This window comes from Pseudoalteromonas sp. MSK9-3 (assembly GCF_003590335.1).
GTDB lineage: Bacteria > Pseudomonadota > Gammaproteobacteria > Enterobacterales > Alteromonadaceae > Pseudoalteromonas.
On the sequence record NZ_MIET01000024.1, the window covers coordinates 66,574 to 89,883 of the forward strand.

The window sequence follows — 23,310 nt, forward strand, 5'->3', positions numbered from 1 at the left end:
TCATGACAATCGAAATTCATGTTCCTGACATTGGCGCGGATGAGGTTGAAGTAACCGAGATCCTAGTAAGTGTGGGTGATACAGTAAGTGAAGATCAATCTTTGCTTACCGTTGAAGGTGATAAAGCTTCTATGGAAGTGCCTTCTGCACATGCTGGCGTAGTGAAAGAAATAAAAATTTCAGAAGGCGATACGGTTGCAACCGGGTCGTTAATTATGGTCTTTGAAAGTCAAGGTGCAGCGTCTGCTGCTCCTGCGGCTGAAGTAGCGACGCCTGCTGTGGTGGCAGAAGTCGCAGCCCCAGCTGCTAGCGCAGAGCTAAAAGAAGTCCATGTACCAGATATTGGTGGTGATGAAGTTGAAGTGACCGATATTATGGTTGCTATTGGCGACACAGTTAGCGAAGACCAATCAATTTTAAACGTAGAGGGCGATAAGGCCGCTATGGAAGTACCAGCGCCATTTGCGGGTACTGTTAAAGAGATCAAAGTGAACGTTGGCGATAAAGTATCAACGGGCAGCTTAGTGTTTGTTTTCGAAACGGCCGGTTCAGCGCCAGTTGCAGCCCCTGCGGTTGAAGCAGCAGCGCCTGCTGCACCAGTAGCCAGTGCCAACAAAGAAGTGAATGTTCCTGATATTGGTGGCGACGAAGTTGAAGTGACCGATATTATGGTCGCGGTTGGCGATACAGTCAGCGAAGACCAATCAATCTTAAACGTAGAGGGCGATAAAGCCGCTATGGAAGTACCTGCACCATTTGCTGGTACAGTGAAAGAGATTAAAGTAAACGTTGGCGATAAAGTATCAACGGGTTCATTGGTATTTGTATTTGAAGTAGCAGGCAGTGCGCCAGTTGCAGCACCTGTTGCGCAAGCAACGCCAGCACCTTCTTCACCAGCACCTGCAGCTAAGCCTGCATCAGCGCCAGCGGCTTCTAATGTTAAAGAAGAATTTGAAGCGAACGCATCTTATGCGCATGCCTCTCCGGTAGTGCGTCGTTTAGCGCGTGAGTTCGGTGTAAACCTAGCGCGTGTTAAAGGCACTGGCCGTAAAGGACGTGTGGTTAAAGAAGATGTACAGAACTATGTGAAAGAGCTGGTTAAGAAAGTTGAATCAGGTCAAATCTCTAACAACAACTCTGGTGGTGGTGAGCTTGGTCTTATCCCTTGGCCAAAAGTTGACTTTGCTAAATTTGGTGAAGTAGAAGAGAAGAAACTATCTCGTATTCAGAAAATTTCAGGTGCAAACCTGCATCGTAACTGGGTGCAAATTCCACACGTAACCCAATTTGATGAAGCGGATATCACAACGCTTGAAGCATTCCGTAAAGAACAGAATGTCTTAGCAGAGAAGAAAAAGCTTGGCGTTAAGATCACTCCACTTGTGTTTGTGATGAAAGCGGCAGCCAAAGCGTTGGAAGAGTTCCCAACGTTTAACTCATCACTGTCGCAAGATGGTGAAAGCTTAATTCTGAAGAAATATGTCAATATTGGTGTTGCGGTTGATACGCCAAATGGCTTGGTTGTTCCAGTGTTTAAAGATGTGAACAACAAAGGCATTATTGAGCTATCACGTGAGTTGATGGATATTTCTAAGAAAGCCCGAGATGGTAAGTTAACCGCACCAGACATGCAGGGCGGCTGTTTCACAATTTCAAGCTTGGGTGGTATTGGTGGTACGGCATTTACTCCTATCGTCAATGCACCTGAAGTCGCTATCTTAGGGGTTTCTAAATCAGAAATGAAACCTAAGTGGAATGGTAAAGAATTTGAGCCGCGCTTAATGGTGCCGCTAAGTTGTTCATATGATCACCGTGTAATTGACGGTGCATTGGCAGCACGCTTTACTGTGACACTCGCTAACTACTTAAGCGATATCCGTCAGTTAGTAATGTAATTTGCTGTCCCGCCTCATAAATAGGCGGGACATCTTTTTGTGTGAATGATACAATTTTTAAACTCTCTCTGCCTTGTACCAAATATTGAGTATGTGGCAGGCATTTTGGTACGGATACTCTTTTTGAGTACAGTCCCGTTCGAATAATAGTTAAGGTAATAACATGAGCAACGAAATCAAAACTCAAGTTGTTGTACTAGGCGGTGGTCCTGGTGGTTACTCAGCAGCATTCCGTGCTGCGGATCTAGGTTTAGACGTTACACTAATTGAATCTCGCAACACTCTAGGTGGTGTATGCTTGAACGTTGGTTGTATCCCTTCAAAAGCATTACTTCACGTTGCTAAAGTCATTGATGATGCAGCTGAAATGTCTTCACACGGTGTTACATTTGGCGCGCCGCAAATTGACTTAGATAAAATCCGTACATGGAAAGAGTCTGTGATCGGTCAGTTGACTGGTGGCCTAGACGGCATGGCTAAAATGCGTAAAGTAAGCGTAGTGAGTGGCTATGGTAAATTTACCGGCTCTAATACGATTGCAGTTGAAGGCGAAGCGGGTACTACGACAGTAACTTTTGACAACGCTATTATCGCAGCCGGTTCTCAACCAGTTAATCTACCTTTCATCCCAGAAGATGATCGTGTAATAGATTCTACTGGTGCATTAGAGCTTAAAGACGTACCAGAGAAACTACTTGTTTTAGGTGGTGGTATCATCGGTCTTGAGATGGGTACGGTTTATCGTGCACTAGGCTCTCAAATTGATGTGGTTGAATTTGCTGATCAGCTAGTACCTGCTGCAGACAAAGATATCATTAAAATTTACCAACGCTACGTGAAAGACAAGTTTAACGTGATGTTGTCGACTAAAGTTGTTGCTGTAGAAGCGAAAGACGATGGTCTATATGTGACGTTTGAAGGTAAAAAAGCACCTGCAGAACCAGTACGTTATGACAAAGTATTAGTGGCTGTTGGCCGTACGCCAAATGGTAAGCTGTTAGATGCTGATAAAGCGGGCGTCAATGTTGATGAGCGTGGCTTTATTAATACTGATAAGCAAATGCGTACCAACGTGAATAACATCTTCGCAATCGGTGATGTTGTTGGTCAGCCAATGCTTGCACACAAAGCGGTGCATGAAGCGCATGTTGCTGCTGAAGTGATTTCAGGTCAGAAGCACTTCTTCGACCCTAAATGTATTCCTTCAATTGCATACACAGATCCTGAGATTGCATGGGTTGGTGTTACTGAAAGAGAAGCAAAAGAGCAAGGCCTTAGCATTGAAACTGCGGTATTCCCGTGGGCTGCATCTGGTCGTGCTATCGCTTCTGCGCGCACTGAAGGTTCTACAAAGCTTATCTTTGATAAAGAATCTGGTCGTGTTATCGGTGGTGCAATGGTCGGTATTAATGCCGGTGAAATGTTAGGTGAAATTGGCCTAGCCGTTGAAATGGGCGCGGATGGTGAAGACCTTGCGCTAACAATTCATGCTCACCCGACATTGAATGAGTCTATTGGACTTGCAGCTGAAATATTTGAAGGGTCAATCACTGACTTACCAAATAAAAAAGCAGTAAAGAAAAAGTAAGCTTTTGCTTTTAAAGTAAAAAACCCAGCATTAGCTGGGTTTTTTTATGTATACGATACAATCATAAACATTTAGAAAACATAATGATAAGTTAGTCCGATATGATTACCATCTATACTTGGAACATCAACAGTATTGACGGTCTCATTGATACTCATGCCAAACGCTCTATCTAAAGTGACCTTATCAGCGTTATAAGATATTGATACGATTCTTAATTCAACCCAGCTATTTGGGTTTTCAAATTGGTAACCAACAGAAGCAACTAAACCTGCTGACGACTCAAATGAGGTTTTTGCATCTATCATGCTCCCCATCTCAACCTCAAATTCCGTATTTAAATGGTAAGTAATACCTACACCTACTTTAAATGCGTCATTAATTTGATAATAAGGAATAATATCGAGTGCCCATCGAGAAAAGCTGATATCGGCATTGTCTGCATTATCAGAGTCGAAATGGTAACCAAGGTTAGTTTGTAAAGACCAAAGGTTATTGAATGTGTACTTAGCGCCAGCACCGAGATTAATTAGACCACCAGCTTTAATACTTTGACTTGGGCCATTTTCATACTCTAAATCAATTAACTCATCACCACCTGTGGTGATCCCAGCATAAACTGAGTAAGCTAGGTTATTCTCAATAGGAAGAGAAGTATTTTCTGCTGCATTGATGTTAAAGGCAAAAGGAAGTAGTGCACACGCTGCAAAACTTTGTAATTTCACGATATATATTCTTGTGTAATTGTAAAGGATTGGCATTGTAAAGGGTACGGATAGGAAATCAATACACAGTGCCTACAACACTGTGTATTATCATGTTGAAGTGTATTATTTTTTCTTTCTATACTTCACGAGTTCATAATCGAACTCATCGGGGTATACGATTAAGCCATCTTGATCTGGGATGGGGAACACTGCGATAGCAAGTTCGTCTTCTGCTAGGCCGTCAGTCCATTTAGCATGCCATTTCTTAAGTGATATTGACTGAGGTTTACAGTCTTGCCAGTCGCCAGTAGCCCATAATGTGGCAAACTCTTCATTAGGCCAAATAGGCACACAATCCTCATCATCACTATTTAGCATAACGCAACCGTGTTCATCAGTTAGGATCCATACCAGTTCTGTGCTTGAGACTTCTTTGATTAAGTATTTGTAACGTTGTGTATTGTCATTGCTGAGAATAGAGTTCATGCGTTGTTGATCAATAGAGTGTGTCATGACATACCTCTTTTAAATAGTTGTGTGCTGATATTCATCATTATTTTAAGCTTTTGCGATACAGTACGGCATCATGATCGCCACGAGGGTCGTTGTAAATATAGTTTTTGATATATTTCATTCCAATGTTTTTCATGACTTTTAAAGAACCATGATTTTCCACAAGGGCCGTTGCAGAAAGTGCTTCTAACTCAGGGTGCACTTTACAAATGGTATTGGCAACTTGTTGAGCAGCCTCTGTTGCATATCCTTTGCCCCAAGATGATTGCTTAAAGCGCCAGCCTAGCTCTAAATCTAACGTATTACTATCACCTTCAAAGAACCCCATAGGTCTTACTAGGATCCATCCTATAAATTCGTTATTTGACAATAGGCTGGTATGCCAAAGCCCCCAGCCTTTTGCTTTATTTGTAAACGAGATTAATCGAGGAATATAAGTCTCTTGTATATCGGCCATTGAATTGGCGATGCCACCGTTAATGTGTGCCATAACAGCAGGATCTTGATCAAGTTCAAATAGTAATTGGGCGTCGTCTTGCGTCATAAGGCGAAAATGTAATCTTGCAGAGTTTTGAATATTCATCGAGGCTCCTTACTGTTTTTATATCTGAATTTTATTACAATACACGCTTGATTGTTTTGAGGGTATCTAGTGAGTAATTCTGTATTGGCCTTGCGCCAACAACAAATCGCGGTTGCGAGGCGTGAATATAAAGCCAGAGGATCAAGGTTAAACCGATGTGAAGCGTGTTTACTTGCGCAGCACTTATGTATTTGTGATGGCATTACTGTAGCAGATACTTGCCAGAGTGCTGTTTGTCTCATTATGTATCACAATGAAAGCTTTAAACCATCGAATACTGGGCGACTGATCGCTGACATTATACCAGATAATTACGCTTTTAGATGGGACAGAACAGAACCAGATCCAAAATTGATCGAGCTGCTGAATAATCCGAATTATTTTCCGGTTATTGTTTTTCCTGTGGATGACAGAGAGTCTGAACTGGCGAGAGTGATCACTAAAGTAGAGGGTATTGAGGGGAAAACGCCGCTTTATATTTTCTTAGATGGTACTTGGCGCGAAGCTAAAAAAATGTTTAGAAAGAGCCCTTACCTTGATGCGTTACCTATTTTATCGATATCACCAGAGTCGTTATCTGATTATCAATTGCGTGTCGCTGCACATGAACATCAGTTGGGCACTGCTGAAGTGGCATGTGTGGTATTAGAGCAAAATCAAGAGCAGGACGCTGCGCAAAAGCTGACGAGCCACTTTATCGACTTTAGAGATGCATATTTAAAGAGTAAACGAAAAAAGCTGTAATGATGTGCCGAACAACGAAATCAAAAATGGTTTTAATCGGTTAGCTGTCGTGAGAAAAAAGAAAGCGCGCGACTCGTGAGAGCCGCGCTGACGGAATCTTCTAAACGCATCCTGCAATGTTGATCTGATCAACTCCTAAAACTGTCCGCATCCGTGGCTTCGCTTGGTGTTCTGTTTCTGCGAAAATTAGCGTCACTGCTAAGGTCCTGTACTGTCCTTACACACTATATTCATCCGATGAACATGGCTGCCTGCCATTCGTCCGTAATATACGAAAATTCGTTTATTAACGATGATGCCTGCTTCAAGGCTTAACGTATGTCCTAGTATAATCCCTTAAAAGATACTTCCTGTATAACTCCTGATCACTTTGTGTGATTTGTCCTTTTGTAGCCACAGCATCCAGCTGTTTGTCCCTGTTGTGCTTGCCACTTCCTGTAGCGTTTCCTAAACCTCAGCATCCGGCTGATTGTCCTTTTCCATTTTAAAGTTGCTACATCCAATAGCGTTTCCTAAATCTCAGCATCCGGCTGATTGTCCTTTTCCCTTTTATGTTTGCTACATCCTGTAGCGTTTCCATAAACCTCAGCATCCAGCTGATTGTCCTTTTCCCTCTTAAAGTTGCTACATCCTATAGCGTTTCCATAAACCTCAGCATCCGGCTGATTGTCCTTTTCCAATATATAGTTGCTACATCCTATAGCGTTTCCTTAAACCTCAGCATCCGGCTGATTGTCCTTTTCCATTATATAGTTGCTACATCCAATAGCGTTTCCTAAACCTCAGCATTCGGCTGATTGTCCTTTTCCCTTTTATAGTTGCTACATCCAATAGCGTTTCCTAAACAACCTCAGCATCCTGCTGATTGTCCTCTGTCATTGCGTCCGACAATTTCAAATAAGCTACACTGAGTACAGCTTTATCTATTCCTGAGCTATCATCTCCTTGACTACGAGATAAAGTATAGAGAGTTTTTGCGGGTACAAAACAAGTAAAAGTGCTTTGAATTATTGATGAATAGTTAAGCTTTGCATTAAATTAAATATAAACAATGACTTACTGTTTGTTTGGTGCTATTTTCAGCACTGGTATCATTGATCTCCACATGAGAAGTAAGATATTTCTCACAAGCAACTTCTGATTTGGTGATACAGTTATTTGCAACAACATAAAGCTAGTTCTATTCAGAGGGTGTTTTTTAGCATCATAAGATATATTATTAGCTGATAATAATTATTGTTTTTATCTGGAGGCTTTAATGAAAAAAGCATTAGCGATTGTTTTTACATCTTTGACGTGTTTACCCGCACTGGCAGCAGACGAAGTTAATATCTACTCTTTTCGTCAACCGTTTTTGATCCAGCCAATTTTAGATGACTTTACCAAACAAACAGGCATAAAAACCAATGTCGTTTTTGCTAAGAAAGGACTTATTGAGCGAGTGAAGCGAGAAGGTAAGCATAGCCGAGCTGATTTAGTATTAACGTCAAACTTTAGTGCCTTGATGCAGTTAGATGATCTCAACCTAACGCAAAAAATAGAAAGCGATGTTGTAAATCGTAATATTCCTGTTGCTTTTCGTGATCCGGCAGGTGAGTGGGTTGCATTAACGAAGCGTGTGCGTAATGTTTATTCGTCAAAGGAGCGTGTTGGTAAGCTTGCTGATTTAGGCTATGAAGATTTAGCGTCTGCGACTTACAAAGGTAAAATATGTATGCGTTCAGGAAAGCACCCTTACAACTTAGGGTTGATTGCATCAATGATTGCACATCATGGTGAAGCGGATACTAAGCAGTGGCTTAAAGGTGTAAAAAGTAACTTAGCGCGAAAACCACAAGGTAATGATCGCGCTCAAGTGAAAGCGGTTAAAGAAGGCTTATGTGATGTGGCGTTAGGGAATAGTTATTACTTCGGTAAGATGCTACAAGACAGCAAACAAAAAGCATGGGCGGATGCCGTGCATATTAATTTTCCAAATCAAACAAACCGTGGTGCACATTTAAATGTTTCTGGTGTTGTGATGACCAAATATGCGAAAAACCCAGAAAATGCCTTGAAACTTATAGAGTTTATGACCGACAATAAAGCTCAGAATATGTATGCGTCAATGAATATGGAATATCCAGTAAAGTCTGGAGTAGCATTGTCGAACTTGGTGGCATCATGGGGCACGTTTAAGGAAGACGCATTACCATTGTCTGAAATTAGTAAATATCGTCCATTAGCACTTAAGCTGATCGATGAGGTTAAATTTGATCTTTAATGCAAGTATCGTCTTCTCTGTCTAAATGGCAGGTATTTGCGTGGCTGATAGGCATATGTCTATCAGCACCGCTGGCTTTTTTGATCTTTGAATCTCTACAAGGAGATTCAGAGGTATTTACACATTTGTGGAACACAGTTCTGTGGGACTACACCTCTAACACCCTATTACTCATTCTCGGAGTGATCGTGTTAAGTTGTGTTATTGCACTGCCGCTTGGCTGGTTAACGGCGTATTGCCAGTTTCCAGGACGCAAAGTATTTGAGTGGGCTTTAATGTTACCACTTGCCATGCCCACTTATATTATTGCCTATATTTATACAGACTTACTTGATTACGCTGGTCCTGTGCAGGTGACTCTTCGAGAGTGGTTCGGCTGGCACTCGCCTGATGATTATTGGTTTTTCGATATTCGTACTTTACCCGGGGCAATTGTCATGATTGCGCTCGTGTTGTATCCCTATTTATATTTGATTTTTAAAACTGCTTTGAGAGAACAATCATTTAAGTTGGTGCAAGCAAGTCAATTGATGGGAATGAGCCCATTACAGAGCTTTTTTAAAGTGAGTTTACCGTTGGCGCGTGGTGCAATTGTAGCCGCACTTGCTTTGATCAGTATGGAAACAATGGCTGACTTTGCAACGGTACATTATTTTGCAGTAAGTACGCTAACCACCGCAGTTTACGATACGTGGCTAGGCTATTACTCACTCACCGCTGCAGCAAAAATTTCTGGGATCATGTTGTTATTTTTGTTTGTATCTTTAATGCTGGAGCGCTTAAGTCGTAAAAATGACACCCTTCATGAGCGCCAATCGTCAGTGAATGAGACGGCTTTGTATCAACTACAGGGTAAATCAGCGTGGGGAGCAACAGCGTATTGTGTTTTAATATTGATGATTGCATTTGTTTTACCAGTTAGTATTTTAGGTGGCTATGCAATTGACTACTTTGATGAAGCGTGGAACAGTCAGTTCTTCCTCTATGCATGGCAAAGCCTTAAAGTATCGCTGTGGGTGAGCGCTATCGCTATTTTATTCAGCGTGTTAGTTGTTTTTTACCAACGAATTGGTGAAGGTAAAAGAAAGTCTGTGCCAGGACGTTTTGCCAGCACAGGTTATGCACTGCCGGGGACTGTACTTGCCATTGCGGTATTATTACCATTAACGCTACTCGACACTAAACTCAATGAGTGGTTTGCTGAAACAAGTTTCGAACCGGGTTTATTACTTAGCGGCAGCCTTTTTGCGATGGTATTTGCGTATGTAGTACGATTTTATGCGATAGCGCATGGTGCTGTTGAGGCCAGTTATGTCAGAATAAGTCCGTCACTTGATATGGCGAGCCAAAGTATGGGCAAGGGCTTTTTTCAAACTTTGACTTTGGTTCACTTTCCGTTATTGCGCCGAGGCATTTTAACCGCCGCTCTGCTGGTATTTATTGAATGTATGAAAGAGTTGCCAGCGGCCTTATTACTGAGGCCATTTAATTTCGAAACACTTGCGACACATGTATTTCAATATGTCAGTGATGAGCAATTAGAATTGGCATCGGTGTCAGCTTTATTCATTGTCTTGGTGGGATTAATTCCGTTATATTTTGTTAATCGGTCTATGGAGCAGCATAATTAATGAGTAGCTTACTTTTACAAAATCTATCGTATCAATATGACGGTCAAGCAGTTATTAAGAACCTGGACCTAACAGTAGAACAAAATGAAATAGTGTGTTTGTTGGGGGCCAGTGGGTGTGGCAAAACAACCACACTTAAGGCTATTGCAGGGCTAATTCAACCTCAGCAGGGGAAGGTCGTTATTAATGGGCAATGTATGAGCGATGAAGCGCAATTCGTCGCACCTCAGCACCGCAATATTGGCATGATGTTCCAAGACTACGCACTGTTTCCTCATTTAACCGTGGCACAAAATATTGCCTTTGGATTAAATAAACTCGACAAATCAGAGCGTGAAAAGCGTGTTGCTGAAATGCTTGAGCTTGTGCATCTGAATAACTTTAAATCACGTTATCCGCATGAATTATCTGGCGGTCAACAACAGCGCGTTGCTATCGCAAGAGCGTTAGCCTATCGACCTAATTTATTACTACTTGATGAACCATTTTCAAATATTGATGCACAAGTACGTTATCAATTAATTAATGATATTCGAGCCATTATTAAAGACCAACAAGTGTCGGCTATTTTTGTTAGTCACTCAAAAGATGAAGCATTTGCCTTTTCAGATAAGTTAGCGATTATGCATGAAGGGCAAATTGCTCAGTTAGGCTGTGCAAAAACCCTATTTCAGCAGCCGAAAAATAAAGTTGTGGCAGAGTTTCTGGGGCAGGGCATTTACCTCAATGCGACTCGGTATAACGGCGCGGGAGTCACAACCGATTTTGGTGATGTGAGTTCTATGGTGCCGTTATCACAGTCTCAGCAAGAAGGTAAAATATATGTGCGGCCACAGCATCTAGAGTTAATTAATGACCCTTTAGGGCAAGTCTCTGTTGAGCAGCAGCGCTTTGTGGGTACTGAATATGTTTATCGGGTACGTTTTGCTGAGCAGCTAATAGAAGTGCCGGCCCCTGCAGATACAATCATTGACGCAAACCTCCCTGTTTCTTTCAAAATAAAGTCACATGCGGTAAATTTCTTTTCTGAGCAAGAGCTGAATTAAGGAAGGGCTAGCATGGCGCAAGCGCAATCAGGGGTATGTGCTGAAGCAAACCTACATGGTCTACACTTATTTTTTAATGTACTAGAAGGGCGCGACGAAGTTGTGCGTGCAGCATTGGCGAACTGTGAGCGATTGCAAAATGAATTGAGTGACCGCTTTTCTGAATCAATGGTAAGCAGCTTTGTTGCCATTGGTGCGCAGTATTGGCCTCACATTTATCCTGAGTATATTCCTGAAGAACTAAAAAGCTTTCCTCATATTAGCCATACTGAACATTTAATGCATAGTCAGCCATTTGATTTAATGTATGTGATCCGTTCCGATAGGGAAGATGTGAACCACTTATTTGCGCAAAGTGTATTACATATGCTTGCATCCAATGTCGAGTTAGTGGCCCATGTTAGAGGTTTTCGTTTTCTCGATGGCAGAGACTTTAATGGGTTTATCTATGGTGGTAATGCCCCTCATGGCCGCTTTAAACGTCAAGTGGCACTGGTGAATAACCCGCAACAACCAGATCATCAAGGCAGTTATATTCATGTGCAGCGGGTGCGGTTTAACATTGATGCGTGGCAAGCATTGGCACTTGATGAGCAAGAGCAAATAATGGGGCGAACTCGATTAGATAACGTATTAATTGAGCCTGCACGTGAGGATAGCCATGCGTCGTTAGCTGAGCTTACCAATGAAGCAGGGCTCGCTTTATTGCTCGATCAGAGTATGCCATTTGGCGATGTCTTTGAACAAGGCAGTTTATGGGTAAGCTGTTCTGCCCATGGTTCAGCCTTTGACGCTGTACTCACTTCTCGACTAGGAACACCTGCTAACTATGATTTATGGTTAGATTATAATCAAGCCGATATGGGGGCTGCATTCTTTGCGCCTTCGGTGCAATTTTTAAATTCCATGGCCGAAAGCTGCGAGTAATATCCGCAGCCGTAGAAGCTATTATGGATGATAGCGACAGTGGTTGTTACACATTGTCGAATAAAGTTTTAACTCGCTCGAGCGTCGCGTCTATTTCAGAGATTTGTGCTGGGGCTATAAAAATAGTGTCGTCACCGGCAATGGTACCTAATACGCCATCGGCAGTTCCTAAAGAGTCGAGTAATCGGGCTATCAGCTGAGCTGCCCCTGGACTGGTTCTAATGATGATCATCATTTCATTGTGAATGATATCAATGACCAGTTGACGAAGTGGACTTTTCGCTGTCGGTACCCCCATTTCTGCAGGTAAACAGTACACCATTTCTTGTTTTGCATTACGCGTTCTTACCGCGCCAAATTTACTCAACATACGTGAGACTTTACTTTGGCTGACATTGTCAAAGCCTTGCTCTTTTAACGCGTCAACAATTTCACCTTGTGAACCAAAGTTTTCTTCTTTCAGTAAAGCTTTAAATGCTTTGACCAGCGCTTCTTGTTTTTCTTGAGGCTGCATAACGATCCATAATTCAAATTGCGATGTTGGGATTCTACACAAAAGTGCGTTATGACCCAAATTTTACCGTAGTGATAATTGATTTGCTCAGCGGCGTAAACAGTAAGTGCCGTCAGCTTTACAACTATAGTCGAAAAAATCACGAAAATAACTCGGATTAATTTGTTTTTACCTGCGCTTTTCATTATCTTTACTGCACACTTGAGCCTGTTTACCTTTTTTGGCTAGATTTTTAGTAATTTGTATGAATTTTACTGAGATTAACTGCATTTTATGTGGTTATTCAGGATATCAGTTGATTAAAATTCATAGTTCCCGATTACACAAAAATTCAATGATTGAGCGCTCGTGGTTGTTTGGTTTCACACGAGATAAAGTGTGGGTTAATGCGTACCAAAATTACGGTACGCACCACCAAGCGAATATTAGTCATAAAAGAGAAATGCGTTCTAAATTTACCTTCAATGTATGGAGAATTCACATGAAAGTTGCTGTATTGGGTGCCGCTGGCGGTATTGGTCAAGCTTTATCACTGTTACTTAAAAATGGCTTGCCTGCAGGTTCTGAATTATCATTATACGACGTAGCGCCAGTTGTTCCAGGTGTTGCTGTTGATCTTTCTCACATCCCAACGGCAGTTAAAGTTGCTGGTTTTGGTGCTGATGACCTAGACGCCGCACTTGCTGGTGCTGATATTGTATTGATCCCAGCTGGTATGCCACGTAAACCAGGTATGGATCGTGCTGACCTATTCAATGTTAATGCTGGCATTATCAAAACACTTGCTGAAGGTATTGTACGTAATTGTCCTAAAGCGCTAGTTGGTGTTATCACTAACCCAGTAAATGGCACTGTGCCAATTGTTGCTGAAGTATTCAAAAAAGCGGGTACTTATGAAGCATCTCGCGTATTCGGTGTAACAACATTAGACGTAATTCGTTCAGAAGCATTTATTGCTGAATTGAAAGGTGTTGATGTGTCTGAAGTTAAAGTACCAGTTATTGGTGGCCACTCAGGTACTACAATTTTACCACTTCTTTCACAAGTTGAAGGCGTTTCGTTCACTGATGAAGAAGTTGCAGCTTTAACGCCTCGTATCCAGAATGCAGGTACTGAAGTGGTAAATGCAAAAGCAGGTGGTGGTTCAGCAACACTTTCAATGGGTGCAGCTGCAGCACGTTTCTGCTTCTCATTGGTTAAAGGTCTACAGGGTCAAGATGTTGTAGATTATGCGTACGTTGCTGTTGAAAATGGCGATGCACCATATTTTGCTCACCCAGTACGTTTAGGTAAAAACGGCGTAGAAGAAATTCTTTCTTACGGCGAACTAAGCGCATTTGAGCAAAAAGCAAAAGAAGACATGCTTGCAACGCTTAACAAAGACATCCAAGAAGGTGTTGATTTCATGTCTTAATAGACAATGAAAATAAAAAAGCCGCGTATATCGCGGCTTTTTTGTGATTGAATTTCATACGGGTTATGCAATTAGGTTAGTACTTTTATCGCTTTACTAATCCCTTCTAAAGTTAATGGGTACATCCGGTTATGCATAAGTTCATCGATGATGTTTATAGATTGGTAATAAGGCCAATGGGTGGTCGGCTGTGGGTTTAACCATGCGACTTTTTCGAAGTGCTGGGTCAGGCGTTGAAGCCATATATTGCCCGCTTCCTGATTCCAATGCTCAACACTGCCGCCGGGGTAGGTAATTTCATAGGGACCCATTGTGGCATCCCCCACAAAAATGAGTCGATAATCTTTACCGAAGCGGTTAATGAGTTGGTAAGTATCCAGTGCTTCGGTATCGCGGCGTTCATTGTCTTGCCAAACTTGTTCATACACACAATTATGAAAATAAAAAAACTCTAAATGTTTAAATTCACTGTGCGCAGCACCAAATAATTGTTCGCACAAATGAATGTAGTCATCCATTGAGCCTCCAATATCGAACAGCATAATGACATTAATGGCATTGTGTCGTTCAGGGGTCATTTTGACATCGAGCATACCACCTTGTTTTGCAGTGGCAGCGATGGTTTCATTGAGGTCAAGCTGATCACTGGCGCCACTTTTTGCAAACTTTCGGAGTTTCTTTAACGCCAATTTCATCGTTCTGCTGGTGATTTCAGTATTGGCGTCTAAATTTCGGTATTGACGTTTATCCCACACTTTTACGGCTTTGCGTTGCCGGTTACCATCTTGACCTATTCGAACGCCTTCTGGGTTATAACCATAAGCGCCAAATGGGGACGTGCCGCCGGTGCCTACCCACTTATTGCCACCCGCATGACGCTTTTGCTGCTCAATGAGGCGCTGTTTAAGTGTTTCAAGTAATTTATCAAGCCCACCGAGTGCATTGAGTTGCTGCTTTTCTTCTTCGGATAGATTTTTTTCAAACTCTTTTCTCAACCACTCATTTGGGAGCTTTGTAGTGGATTGTAATTTCGAGAGTAAGTCTTGTGATTCGATACCTTGAAAGTAATGGGCGAATGCACGGTCAAATTTATCAAATTGTGTTTCATCTTTGACAAAAATGATTTTACTTAATTCATAAAAAGCATCGATGTCGGCAAAGGCTAAACCTTTGTCTAATGCATTTAAGCAGTCGAGTAGTTCGCGTGGGCTTACTTTTAGCCCATAGCGTTTAAGCGTGAAAAAAAACTCAATTAGCATGGTTTATCGCTTACTCATAAAAGCCAGCTTTTCAATTAAGCTCACATCTTGTTCGTTTTTTAATAAAGCGCCAAACAGAGGCATAAGACCACCTTGATGCTGTTTATCATGCAGCGTTGAGCTGTCAATATCCTCTGCCATAAGCAGCTTAAGCCAATCAAGTAACTCACTGGTGCTGGGTTTTTTCTTAAGCCCAGGTACTTCCCTCAATTTAAAAAAGCTTTCTAGTGCTTGCTGTACCAACTCGGCTTTTATATTCGGGTAATGTACATCAATAATTTGCTGCATTTGCTGGGCTGATGGGAAGTCAATGTAGTGGAAAAAGCAGCGCCGTAAAAAAGCATCGGGGAGTTCTTTTTCATTATTGGATGTAATGATCACGATAGGGCGGATTTTGGCTTTTACACGCTCTCCTGTTTCGTAGACATGAAACTCCATTTTATCGAGCTCAAGCAATAAATCATTAGGGAATTCAATGTCGGCTTTATCGATTTCATCAATGAGTAAAACGGGGCGTTGTACGTCGGTAAAGGCGTGCCATAGCTTACCTTTAACAATGTAATTGTTTATGTCGTGAACGCGCTCCTCACCTAATTGACTGTCACGCAAACGAGATACAGCATCATACTCATATAAGCCTTGTTGCGCTTTGGTCGTGGACTTTATGTGCCATTGAATAAGGCGGGTGTCGAGGCTGTTGGCAAGCTCTTGCGCAAGGAGTGTTTTACCTGTGCCAGGCTCTCCTTTAATCAAAAGCGGTTTTTCTAAAATAATAGCAGCGTTAACGGCTTGCATTAATGCGCTGCTCGCAATGTAATTATTGGTTCCTTGAAACTTCACTGGGTTACCTAACGACTGGTCTGATGACAATAGCTTATCTTGCCATAAAAAGGTGAGGTGTCGCTAGTGGCTGGATTTCATTTAGCTATGGACCGATATAGTTAAAACGCGGTATTTCGATGCCATCGCGTGTGATATTTTCTACAAACATGCTGAAAGGGCGGACCCAAAAATCAAAATCTCCGTACAGTGTTTGGTACACAACCATGCACTCTTGTGTTTCACTGTGTGTTGCTGTGTGGAATACACGATATTGCTGCCCTTTGTAATGCTGATAAATACCGGGTTTTAGTGTTTGCTTCACTGTTCGCTCCGTTTTCTGTGCGGTATACTGCGCACTAATGTTTGCCAAACTGGCCTGTTGTATGAATTATATTGCGCTTGATGACTTTAGAAAAGCATGGGTTTTTAAACACCAAGATTTACCAATATCCGAGAGTGACTTAGCGGCCATTAAACCAATGACGAAAGAGCGTGCTGCGGTTTTATGGAGCACGATGATAAGTCGCGATCAAGACCACCCTGACTTTTTTAACCCCTCAGAGTGGGTTGGTAAAGAAGATAGTTGGTCAGAAAATGTTGATTGGGAGCAGCCTTGGGAGCAAGGTGAGGGATCATTACCAGAGTCAATCACTACGCACCTTGGCTGGGAAGCGAATACAACGGTGTATTTTTGTATGTCGCGAGATCAGGTTATAGAAACTAACTTTGCAGTATTTCAGCGGTGTTGGCAGAATTTTATGTTTTTATGTGATGGCAGTTTACTGGTTGGTAAAAAGCGCACTGCTGTGGTGCAGTTTATGGAAAACGGAGAAGCACGCTTGGGTGAAAAGCCGAAAGGCTAGCTTGCACTGATAGGCCATGCTATAACTTTCATATAAAGGGAGAGCTAGTGTGGACAAACAACTGTTAACAACATCAAGTACGCAAAATAGTTTATGGCACGATGAGCATGAACGCTTGCAGTTTGCTGAGTTAGTTAACGTATTTTATGCACGAGAGATCCCTGCTTTGGCAAAAAAGGCAGACAAAGAGCAAATATCACGTGCTTTACTGAGCCTTCCTTATTATGTTGAACGAGCGGCCCGGCATATTGTGCAAGGGTGTGTCCCTTTAGAGTTAGACAGTCACAATGGCAGCTGGTTATGTGCGCAAAAAGCCCAACCAAAGTGGCAAGCTGATGTGTGCGAACATTATTTTTCACGCCATGCATCCGTCGGGTTGGTGGTACCCATTGTTATTTCAGGTGATGGTTTAACACGCATAGTCATAGACACCATAGATCAAGTGCGAGACAATACGGTGCACTGTAATCAGTATCAGTGGTTCGATTGTTCAGGGCGAAGTCATGATAATGACTCTACCATGATGCTTAAACCTTCTAAAGCGCTTCTCAGTGCCGCATGTTGCGGGCATCAATGGCGGTTTACGAAGGCGATAAGCCCAAGGATATTAAGCTTAAGGGAAATGCTGTTAGCCAGTATGATTAACTGGAAAAACGTAAGAACAATAAAAAAACGTCCATATTAATCTTAAAAAATGCATAGCAGGCGTTAGGAGCTAAATAGTGCGCTTATTTCAATTTGCTTTAGTTTGCTTAGCGGCCTTTATTCAGTATCAGCTCTGGTTTGGTCATAATGGCTTACAAGACTACACCAGACTCAAGGAGGCAGTCACAGCACACCAACAAATCAATGCAAAGCTGCTAAAACGTAACAAACTACTTAAAGCCGATATAGAAGATTTAAAGCTTGGTTTAGAGGGCGTAGAAGAACGTGCTCGACATGAACTGGGCATGATCAAACCGAATGAAACATTCATAAGAGTTCTGCCAAAAAAACACCATGAATAAAAATCCAAAAATAGCCATTGTTGTGCCCGCAGCGGGCGTGGGCAGTCGTATGCAGCTATCACATCCTAAGCAGTACTTAGATATTGCAGGGAAAACGGTTTTAGAGCACACATTAGACAAAATGTTAAACATCCCTGCGGTGAGTATGATCGCGGTTGCTGTGAGTGAACAAGATGCCTATTTTGCTGACCTAAATATTGATAGCAGGCGCATAATTCGCACCCCTGGTGGGCAAGAGCGCTCTGATTCGGTGCTCAATGCGTTAAATCGACTGGTTGAGTATGCGCCTGATTGGGTACTTGTCCATGATGCGGCCAGACCGTTGGTTACCGCCTCAGATATTACACAGTTAATGACTCAGTGCATACATAAAGGTCAAGGTGGGATTTTAGCTGCTAAAGTAAAAGACACGATTAAACGTGGCAATGAATATAGTTTAGGTACTGTGCCGCGTGATGATCTATGGCAAGCATTAACCCCGCAAATGTTTCCATTTGAAGCATTGCGAGCTGCACTTGAAAGTGCCTTGTTAAACAACGTCAAAATCACCGATGAAGCATCGGCGATGGAATGGAATAATGAGCCTGTACAGCTTATTGCTGGGCGCTCAGACAATATAAAAATCACTACGCCAGAAGATTATGCTTTGGCGTGTTTTTTAATATCTCAACAGCAAAAAGAGAGTGCAAAATGATAAGAATTGGCCATGGGTTTGATGTACATAAATTCGGTGGAGAAGGTCCACTGGTAATTTGTGGTGAAAAAATCCCATATCAATATGGCTTTATTGCACACTCAGATGGTGACGTTGCAGTGCATGCTTTGTGTGATGCCTTGCTAGGGGCATTGGCTTTAGGCGATATTGGTAAACATTTCCCTGATACTGCTGATGAGTTTGAAAATATAGACAGTCGTATATTATTACGACGTGTTATGGCGCAAATTGTTGAATTGGGTTATCAATTGGCAAATTGCGATGTCACACTTGTTGCACAAGCCCCTAAGATGCGACCGCATATTGATGCGATGCGCGCTAATTTGGCACAAGATTGTAATGTTGCGCTTGATCAAGTTAATGTGAAAGCCACGACAACTGAAAAGCTAGGTTTTGAAGGGCGAAAAGAAGGTATTTCTGCACACGCAGTGGTATTGGTAACAAAGATATGAAGGATTTAAACTATTTATATGGTGAGCCATTATCAACGGCAGATTATAAAACCAGTGCAGAAGACTTTGTTGTAGACGAAATACTGGATATTGAGCTTACAGGTGAAGGTGAGCATATGTGTCTACAAGTGATCAAAAAAGGCGAAAATACACAATACGTGGCTAAGATGATTGCAAAATTTGCCAATGTAGCGCCGCGAGATGTCAGTTATGCCGGCTTAAAAGATAGGCATGGCGTAACCAGTCAATGGTTCAGTGTGCCAGTCCCTATTAAGCAGAGTATTGATTTTACTGAATTAAACAGTGATAGTGTGTTTGTAATTAAACAAATCAGGCACAATAGAAAACTACGTACTGGCTGTCATTCAGGGAATAAGTTTCAAATTACTCTGCGTCATATTAGTACACCATTAGATATATTATCTCGCATCAATGCAGTACGCCAAGGGGTGCCAAATTATTTTGGTGAGCAACGATTTGGTCATGATGGGCATAATTTACACATGGCTGAGCGTATGTTTGCGGGTGAGCGTATTCGAGATAAAAAATTACGCGGCATCATTATATCGGCAGCGCGCTCTCATATTTTTAACGCCATTGTTAGTCAGCGCGTTGCGGAGCACGGTTTGGCTAAAACTTGGCACAAAGAAGTGTTTATGTTGAGTGGCAGTAATGCATTTTTTGAAGAAAATATCAGTGATGACACCATATCGCGGCTAACCAGTGGCGATATTCTTTTGTCTGCACCGCTTGTTGGCAAAGGGGAAAAAGGCTTAACAGAGCAAGAGAAAACTTGGCTGCTGCCATTTAGTGCTTGGCAAGAAGGGCTGGCTGAATTAGGGTTAAAGAATGAGCGTCGGGCATTGCGTTTAATTCCGCAAGGTTTAGAAGTAAAAACACTGGATGAAACAACGATAAAGTTGTCGTTTAGTTTACCCAAAGGGACATTTGCGACGGCGTTACTCAGAGAGCTGGTGAAGCACCGAGATGCCTCAAAAGATAACATAACGGACAATAATAAAGATGAGAATACTACTCAGCAATGATGATGGCGTACATGCTAAAGGAATTGCGGTACTTTACCAAGCATTGAGTCAAATAGCGCAAGTTACGGTTGTTGCACCCGATCGTAATTGTAGTGGCGCAAGTAATTCATTGACACTGATGAATCCTTTACGGATGTCTAGTTTAGACAATGGGTTTATGTCAGTTAACGGCACCCCAACCGATTGTGTTCATATGGGGATCAATAAATTAATGAGTGAACGTCCGGATCTTGTTGTGGCTGGAGTGAATAAAGGCGCTAACCTTGGTGATGATACTTTGTACTCAGGAACAGTGGCTGCTGCAATAGAAGGGCGGCATTTAGGGTTACCCGCAATTGCTGTGTCGTTGTGCTCAAAAGAGGAAGCACACTATGAAACGGCGGCCCATGTTACCGTTGAAATAATCAAAAAATTGCACTTTCACCCGTTACCCGCAGATCAAATTATTAATATTAATGTCCCCGACTTACCCATTTCTGAGCTCAAAGGCGTGAAGGTCAGTCGACTTGGTTCGAGGCATCAAGCTGAAACAATGACACAGCAAGCTGATCCTTGGGGGCGGGATATTTTTTGGTATGGGCCATTGGGTCGTGAAAGTGATGCGGGGCCAGGTACTGATTTTCATACTATCAGTGAAGGATATGCATCAGTTACCCCCTTAAAAGTTGATATGACTGCACACGAAAGCTTAGCGACTATGGCAAGCTGGTTACAAGAGTCTATGTAATGTTATTAAACAATTATGCGCGCAGTGCGAGTATTTTAATCGAGCAACTTAAAGAACTTGGAGTGGAAGACGCTAAAGTGTTAGCTGTATTAGAGCAAACACCACGGCATTTGTTCGTTGATGATGTCTTAAAGCATAAGTCCTACGAAAATACGGCGTTACCTATAGGGCAGGGGCAAACGATTTCACAGCCGTTTATTGTTGGGAAAATGACTGAAATACTCAGACAAGTTGGGGTCGAAGGCTCGGTTCTTGAAATAGGCACCGGTTCTGGTTATCAAACTGCAATTTTGGCACAGTTGTTTGAAAGTGTGTGTACTGTTGAAAGAATAAAAAGCTTGCAGTGGCAAGCTAAGCGCAGAATGCACCAGCTTGATTTATATAACGTATCGATGAAACATGGTGATGGGTGGTTGGGCTGGTCGTCTAAAGCGCCTTTCGCTGGGATCATTGTTACCGCTGCAGCAAAGTCAGTACCGCAGTCTTTATTGCAACAGTTAGAAGATGGTGGTGCACTGATCGTTCCTTTAGGTGAACATGAACAGGTTTTAACACTCTTTGTTCGCCAAGGTGAGCAATTTATTGAACATCCATTAGCACCGGTAAAGTTTGTACCCTTGATCGCCGGTGATATTATTTAAAGTCTATTTTAAGTGGCGAGACAGTACCAATTTAAGCATTTATGATTATATATGGCGAACAGTAAACAATGATAAAAATGCATCTGCTAATTCTATTACTGGCTGCTTTGTTGTTGAGTGCTTGCTCTACTCGCCATAAACCAGCTCCTGTTACATCTCTATATTCTGGTAAGACCTCTTCGACGCATAAAATTCACATTAAAAATAATCAATATAAAGTTCACAAAGGTGATACGTTATTTTCTATTGCTTTTAGTGCAAATAAAGATGTGAGGGCAGTTGCTCAGATAAATAATATAAAACCGCCCTATGTGATTTATCCCGGGCAAATTATTCATTTAAAGCGTTTTGTAAATAAGAATAATAAGGTTAAAAAACAGACAAAAAAACAAAGTGACCCTAAAAATAATAAACAAAAAAGTAACAAAATACAGAAAAAAGAACTTGATAAGCCAAAACAACGGGAGTATGTTCAAAAAGAACAGAAAAGCAGTGTCAAAGTACCTAAGCAAATGATTTCTAAAAAGGTACAGTGGCAGAGGCCCGTTTCTGGCAGGGTGATAAAACGTTTTTCTGTTAAAGATAATGGGTATAAAGGACTATTAATTGCTAATAAACACGGAACACCTGTAAAAGCTGCCGCAGCGGGCACTGTGGTTTATGCGGGAAGTGCATTAAGAGGGTATGGTAATTTAATCATTCTGAAGCACAATGATGATTACCTAAGTGCTTATGCACATAACTCGAAATTATGGGTCAAAGAGCAGCAAAAAGTTAAAGTTGGTCAAAGAATTGCCGACATAGGAAGTACAGACGCCACTGAGACTGCGCTTCGCTTTGAGATCCGTTATAGAGGGCAAGCTGTAAACCCACTTAGGTTTTTACCTAAGGATTAAGACACTAACAGACAGTATGATGAATTTATACCATTCATTCGCTTGGGAGGATGCATATGGCTCAAACTGCAAATGTTAAGACCAAAAAAACGGAAGATTTTGAAGAAAAAAACGATGATGTCACATTGGATGATTCTAAAACTGCGCTTTTAGAAAACATTGAAGATGAAGACATTTTCGCAAAAGACGAAACAGTAAAGAACCTAGATGCGACTCAGTTATATTTAGGTGAAATTGGTTTCTCTCCGCTGCTGAGTGCTGAAGAAGAAGTTTATTTTGCGCGCAAAGCTTTAAAAGGCTGTGAAGCCTCTCGAAAACGTATGATTGAAAGCAACTTGCGGCTCGTTGTTAAAATAGCGCGAAGATACAACAATCGAGGTTTAGCGTTGTTGGATCTCATTGAAGAGGGTAACTTAGGCCTAATTCGTGCTGTTGAAAAGTTTGATCCAGAGCGAGGTTTTCGCTTTTCTACCTATGCAACATGGTGGATACGTCAAACGATCGAACGTGCCATAATGAACCAAACTCGTACGATCCGCCTTCCTATTCATGTTGTTAAAGAACTCAATGTATATTTACGTACAGCACGTGAGCTGACGCAAAAGTTAGATCATGAACCAACGGCTGAAGAAATTGCAGAATGTTTGGATAGACCTGTAGAAGACGTGACGAAAATGCTGCGCTTAAATGAAAAAATCACCTCAGTTGATACACCAATTGGTGGCGAAAATGATAAAGCGCTGTTAGATATTATTGCTGATGAAAAAGGGCATGGTCCTGAGAATGAAGTACAGAGCAATGATATTAATAAGCACATTGTGGATTGGTTAGGTGAATTGAATCCTAAACAGCGCGAAGTGTTAGCAAGACGGTTTGGTTTACTGGGTTATGAGCCATCGACACTTGAAGATGTTGGTCGAGAAATAGGCTTGACGCGAGAGCGAGTACGCCAAATCCAAGTTGAAGCGTTACGTCGTTTAAAAGACATTTTGCAACATGAAGGGTTAAGTACAGACAGTTTATTTGAACAAATGTAACTGCGAACAACCTTTAATAA

25 protein-coding genes are annotated in these 23,310 nt (G+C 41.8%); 18 read left to right on the forward strand and 7 right to left on the reverse strand.

The features are described 5' to 3' along the window. Nucleotides 1-2 precede the first annotated feature (2 nt). Both aceF and lpdA read left to right on the forward strand, forming a co-directional pair. Nucleotides 3-1,895, forward strand: coding sequence for a pyruvate dehydrogenase complex dihydrolipoyllysine-residue acetyltransferase (aceF, locus tag BGP78_RS08970; protein WP_119861079.1), 1,893 nt, complete (start codon nucleotides 3-5; stop codon nucleotides 1,893-1,895). Nucleotides 1,896-2,058: 163 nt separating this feature from the next. Next, nucleotides 2,059-3,483 (forward strand): dihydrolipoyl dehydrogenase, encoded by a 1,425-nt coding sequence (gene lpdA, locus BGP78_RS08975; protein WP_119861080.1) that lies wholly within the window; start codon nucleotides 2,059-2,061, stop codon nucleotides 3,481-3,483. A gap of 71 nt (nucleotides 3,484-3,554) precedes the next feature. On the opposite strand, the gene BGP78_RS08980 is transcribed toward lpdA, so the two are convergent. The 3 genes from BGP78_RS08980 to BGP78_RS08990 all read right to left on the reverse strand — a co-directional run bounded on the left by BGP78_RS08980 (nucleotide 3,555) and on the right by BGP78_RS08990 (nucleotide 5,286). After that, the gene (locus BGP78_RS08980) at nucleotides 3,555-4,208 is read right to left on the reverse strand and encodes a hypothetical protein (protein ID WP_119861081.1); all 654 of its coding nucleotides are present in this window, start codon (nucleotides 4,206-4,208) and stop codon (nucleotides 3,555-3,557) included. A gap of 105 nt (nucleotides 4,209-4,313) precedes the next feature. Then, nucleotides 4,314-4,703 carry a DUF2750 domain-containing protein gene (locus tag BGP78_RS08985; protein WP_119861082.1) on the reverse strand — a complete coding sequence of 130 codons (390 nt, stop codon included), beginning with the start codon at nucleotides 4,701-4,703 and terminating at the stop codon, nucleotides 4,314-4,316. A gap of 40 nt (nucleotides 4,704-4,743) precedes the next feature. Continuing rightward, nucleotides 4,744-5,286, reverse strand: coding sequence for a GNAT family N-acetyltransferase (locus BGP78_RS08990; protein WP_119861083.1), 543 nt, complete (start codon nucleotides 5,284-5,286; stop codon nucleotides 4,744-4,746). 69 nt (nucleotides 5,287-5,355) lie between these two features. On the opposite strand from BGP78_RS08990, the gene BGP78_RS08995 reads away from it, so the two are divergent. The 5 genes from BGP78_RS08995 to BGP78_RS09015 all read left to right on the forward strand — a co-directional run bounded on the left by BGP78_RS08995 (nucleotide 5,356) and on the right by BGP78_RS09015 (nucleotide 11,897). Beyond that, entirely contained in the window at nucleotides 5,356-6,030 is a 675-nt protein-coding gene (locus BGP78_RS08995; protein WP_119861084.1) for a tRNA-uridine aminocarboxypropyltransferase, read from the forward strand. Between the two features lie 1,258 nt (nucleotides 6,031-7,288). Then, the gene (locus tag BGP78_RS09000) at nucleotides 7,289-8,293 is read left to right on the forward strand and encodes a Fe(3+) ABC transporter substrate-binding protein (RefSeq protein WP_119861085.1); all 1,005 of its coding nucleotides are present in this window, start codon (nucleotides 7,289-7,291) and stop codon (nucleotides 8,291-8,293) included. Continuing rightward, nucleotides 8,293-9,924 (forward strand): iron ABC transporter permease, encoded by a 1,632-nt coding sequence (locus BGP78_RS09005; RefSeq protein ID WP_119861086.1) that lies wholly within the window; start codon nucleotides 8,293-8,295, stop codon nucleotides 9,922-9,924. Before BGP78_RS09000 ends, BGP78_RS09005 begins: the two co-directional genes overlap by 1 nt. Beyond that, a complete protein-coding gene (locus BGP78_RS09010) occupies nucleotides 9,924-10,970 on the forward strand; it encodes an ABC transporter ATP-binding protein (RefSeq protein ID WP_119861087.1) in 1,047 nt (348 codons plus the stop codon). Before BGP78_RS09005 ends, BGP78_RS09010 begins: the two co-directional genes overlap by 1 nt. A 12-nt stretch (nucleotides 10,971-10,982) precedes the next feature. Then, on the forward strand, nucleotides 10,983-11,897 hold the full coding sequence (locus BGP78_RS09015; protein WP_119861088.1) for a Dyp-type peroxidase: 915 nt from the start codon (nucleotides 10,983-10,985) through the stop codon (nucleotides 11,895-11,897). Nucleotides 11,898-11,943: 46 nt separating this feature from the next. Here BGP78_RS09015 and argR read toward each other — a convergent pair whose 3' ends face one another. Then, a complete protein-coding gene (argR, locus tag BGP78_RS09020; RefSeq protein ID WP_119861089.1) occupies nucleotides 11,944-12,411 on the reverse strand; it encodes a transcriptional regulator ArgR in 468 nt (155 codons plus the stop codon). 481 nt (nucleotides 12,412-12,892) lie between these two features. Between argR and mdh the strand changes: the two genes are divergently transcribed. Then, nucleotides 12,893-13,825, forward strand: a complete 933-nt coding sequence (mdh, locus tag BGP78_RS09025) for a malate dehydrogenase (protein ID WP_119861265.1) — start codon at nucleotides 12,893-12,895, stop codon at nucleotides 13,823-13,825. A 71-nt stretch (nucleotides 13,826-13,896) separates the two neighbouring features. Here the strand turns inward: mdh and BGP78_RS09030 are convergent, their stop codons facing one another. The 3 genes from BGP78_RS09030 to BGP78_RS09040 form a co-directional block, all read right to left on the reverse strand. Next, nucleotides 13,897-15,084, reverse strand: coding sequence for a VWA domain-containing protein (locus tag BGP78_RS09030; protein WP_119861090.1), 1,188 nt, complete (start codon nucleotides 15,082-15,084; stop codon nucleotides 13,897-13,899). A 3-nt stretch (nucleotides 15,085-15,087) separates the two neighbouring features. Then, nucleotides 15,088-15,879 carry an AAA family ATPase gene (locus BGP78_RS09035; RefSeq protein ID WP_404936039.1) on the reverse strand — a complete coding sequence of 264 codons (792 nt, stop codon included), beginning with the start codon at nucleotides 15,877-15,879 and terminating at the stop codon, nucleotides 15,088-15,090. Nucleotides 15,880-16,009: 130 nt separating this feature from the next. Beyond that, nucleotides 16,010-16,228 (reverse strand): DUF1653 domain-containing protein, encoded by a 219-nt coding sequence (locus BGP78_RS09040; protein ID WP_119861092.1) that lies wholly within the window; start codon nucleotides 16,226-16,228, stop codon nucleotides 16,010-16,012. Between the two features lie 61 nt (nucleotides 16,229-16,289). Between BGP78_RS09040 and BGP78_RS09045 the strand changes: the two genes are divergently transcribed. From BGP78_RS09045 to rpoS, 10 genes are all read left to right on the forward strand, one after another. Beyond that, on the forward strand, nucleotides 16,290-16,769 hold the full coding sequence (locus BGP78_RS09045) for a DUF2947 domain-containing protein (protein WP_119861093.1): 480 nt from the start codon (nucleotides 16,290-16,292) through the stop codon (nucleotides 16,767-16,769). Nucleotides 16,770-16,818: 49 nt separating this feature from the next. Beyond that, nucleotides 16,819-17,454 (forward strand): hypothetical protein, encoded by a 636-nt coding sequence (locus tag BGP78_RS09050; RefSeq protein ID WP_119861094.1) that lies wholly within the window; start codon nucleotides 16,819-16,821, stop codon nucleotides 17,452-17,454. A 37-nt stretch (nucleotides 17,455-17,491) separates the two neighbouring features. Continuing rightward, nucleotides 17,492-17,776 (forward strand): cell division protein FtsB, encoded by a 285-nt coding sequence (gene ftsB, locus BGP78_RS09055; RefSeq protein ID WP_119861095.1) that lies wholly within the window; start codon nucleotides 17,492-17,494, stop codon nucleotides 17,774-17,776. Continuing rightward, nucleotides 17,769-18,470: a 2-C-methyl-D-erythritol 4-phosphate cytidylyltransferase gene (ispD, locus tag BGP78_RS09060; RefSeq protein ID WP_119861096.1), complete on the forward strand. Its 702-nt coding sequence runs from the start codon at nucleotides 17,769-17,771 to the stop codon at nucleotides 18,468-18,470. Before ftsB ends, ispD begins: the two co-directional genes overlap by 8 nt. Further along, the gene (gene ispF, locus BGP78_RS09065) at nucleotides 18,467-18,943 is read left to right on the forward strand and encodes a 2-C-methyl-D-erythritol 2,4-cyclodiphosphate synthase (RefSeq protein WP_119861097.1); all 477 of its coding nucleotides are present in this window, start codon (nucleotides 18,467-18,469) and stop codon (nucleotides 18,941-18,943) included. Before ispD ends, ispF begins: the two co-directional genes overlap by 4 nt. Further along, nucleotides 18,940-19,989 (forward strand): tRNA pseudouridine(13) synthase TruD, encoded by a 1,050-nt coding sequence (gene truD, locus BGP78_RS09070; RefSeq protein WP_119861098.1) that lies wholly within the window; start codon nucleotides 18,940-18,942, stop codon nucleotides 19,987-19,989. The genes ispF and truD overlap by 4 nt, the downstream gene beginning before the upstream one ends. After that, nucleotides 19,967-20,716: a 5'/3'-nucleotidase SurE gene (surE, locus tag BGP78_RS09075; RefSeq protein ID WP_119861099.1), complete on the forward strand. Its 750-nt coding sequence runs from the start codon at nucleotides 19,967-19,969 to the stop codon at nucleotides 20,714-20,716. The genes truD and surE overlap by 23 nt, the downstream gene beginning before the upstream one ends. Continuing rightward, nucleotides 20,716-21,357, forward strand: coding sequence for a protein-L-isoaspartate(D-aspartate) O-methyltransferase (locus tag BGP78_RS09080; protein WP_119861100.1), 642 nt, complete (start codon nucleotides 20,716-20,718; stop codon nucleotides 21,355-21,357). Before surE ends, BGP78_RS09080 begins: the two co-directional genes overlap by 1 nt. 68 nt (nucleotides 21,358-21,425) lie before the next feature. Beyond that, nucleotides 21,426-22,253 (forward strand): peptidoglycan DD-metalloendopeptidase family protein, encoded by an 828-nt coding sequence (locus BGP78_RS09085; protein WP_119861101.1) that lies wholly within the window; start codon nucleotides 21,426-21,428, stop codon nucleotides 22,251-22,253. 56 nt (nucleotides 22,254-22,309) lie between these two features. After that, nucleotides 22,310-23,290 carry an RNA polymerase sigma factor RpoS gene (rpoS, locus tag BGP78_RS09090; protein WP_119861102.1) on the forward strand — a complete coding sequence of 327 codons (981 nt, stop codon included), beginning with the start codon at nucleotides 22,310-22,312 and terminating at the stop codon, nucleotides 23,288-23,290. Nucleotides 23,291-23,310: the final 20 nt, after the last annotated feature.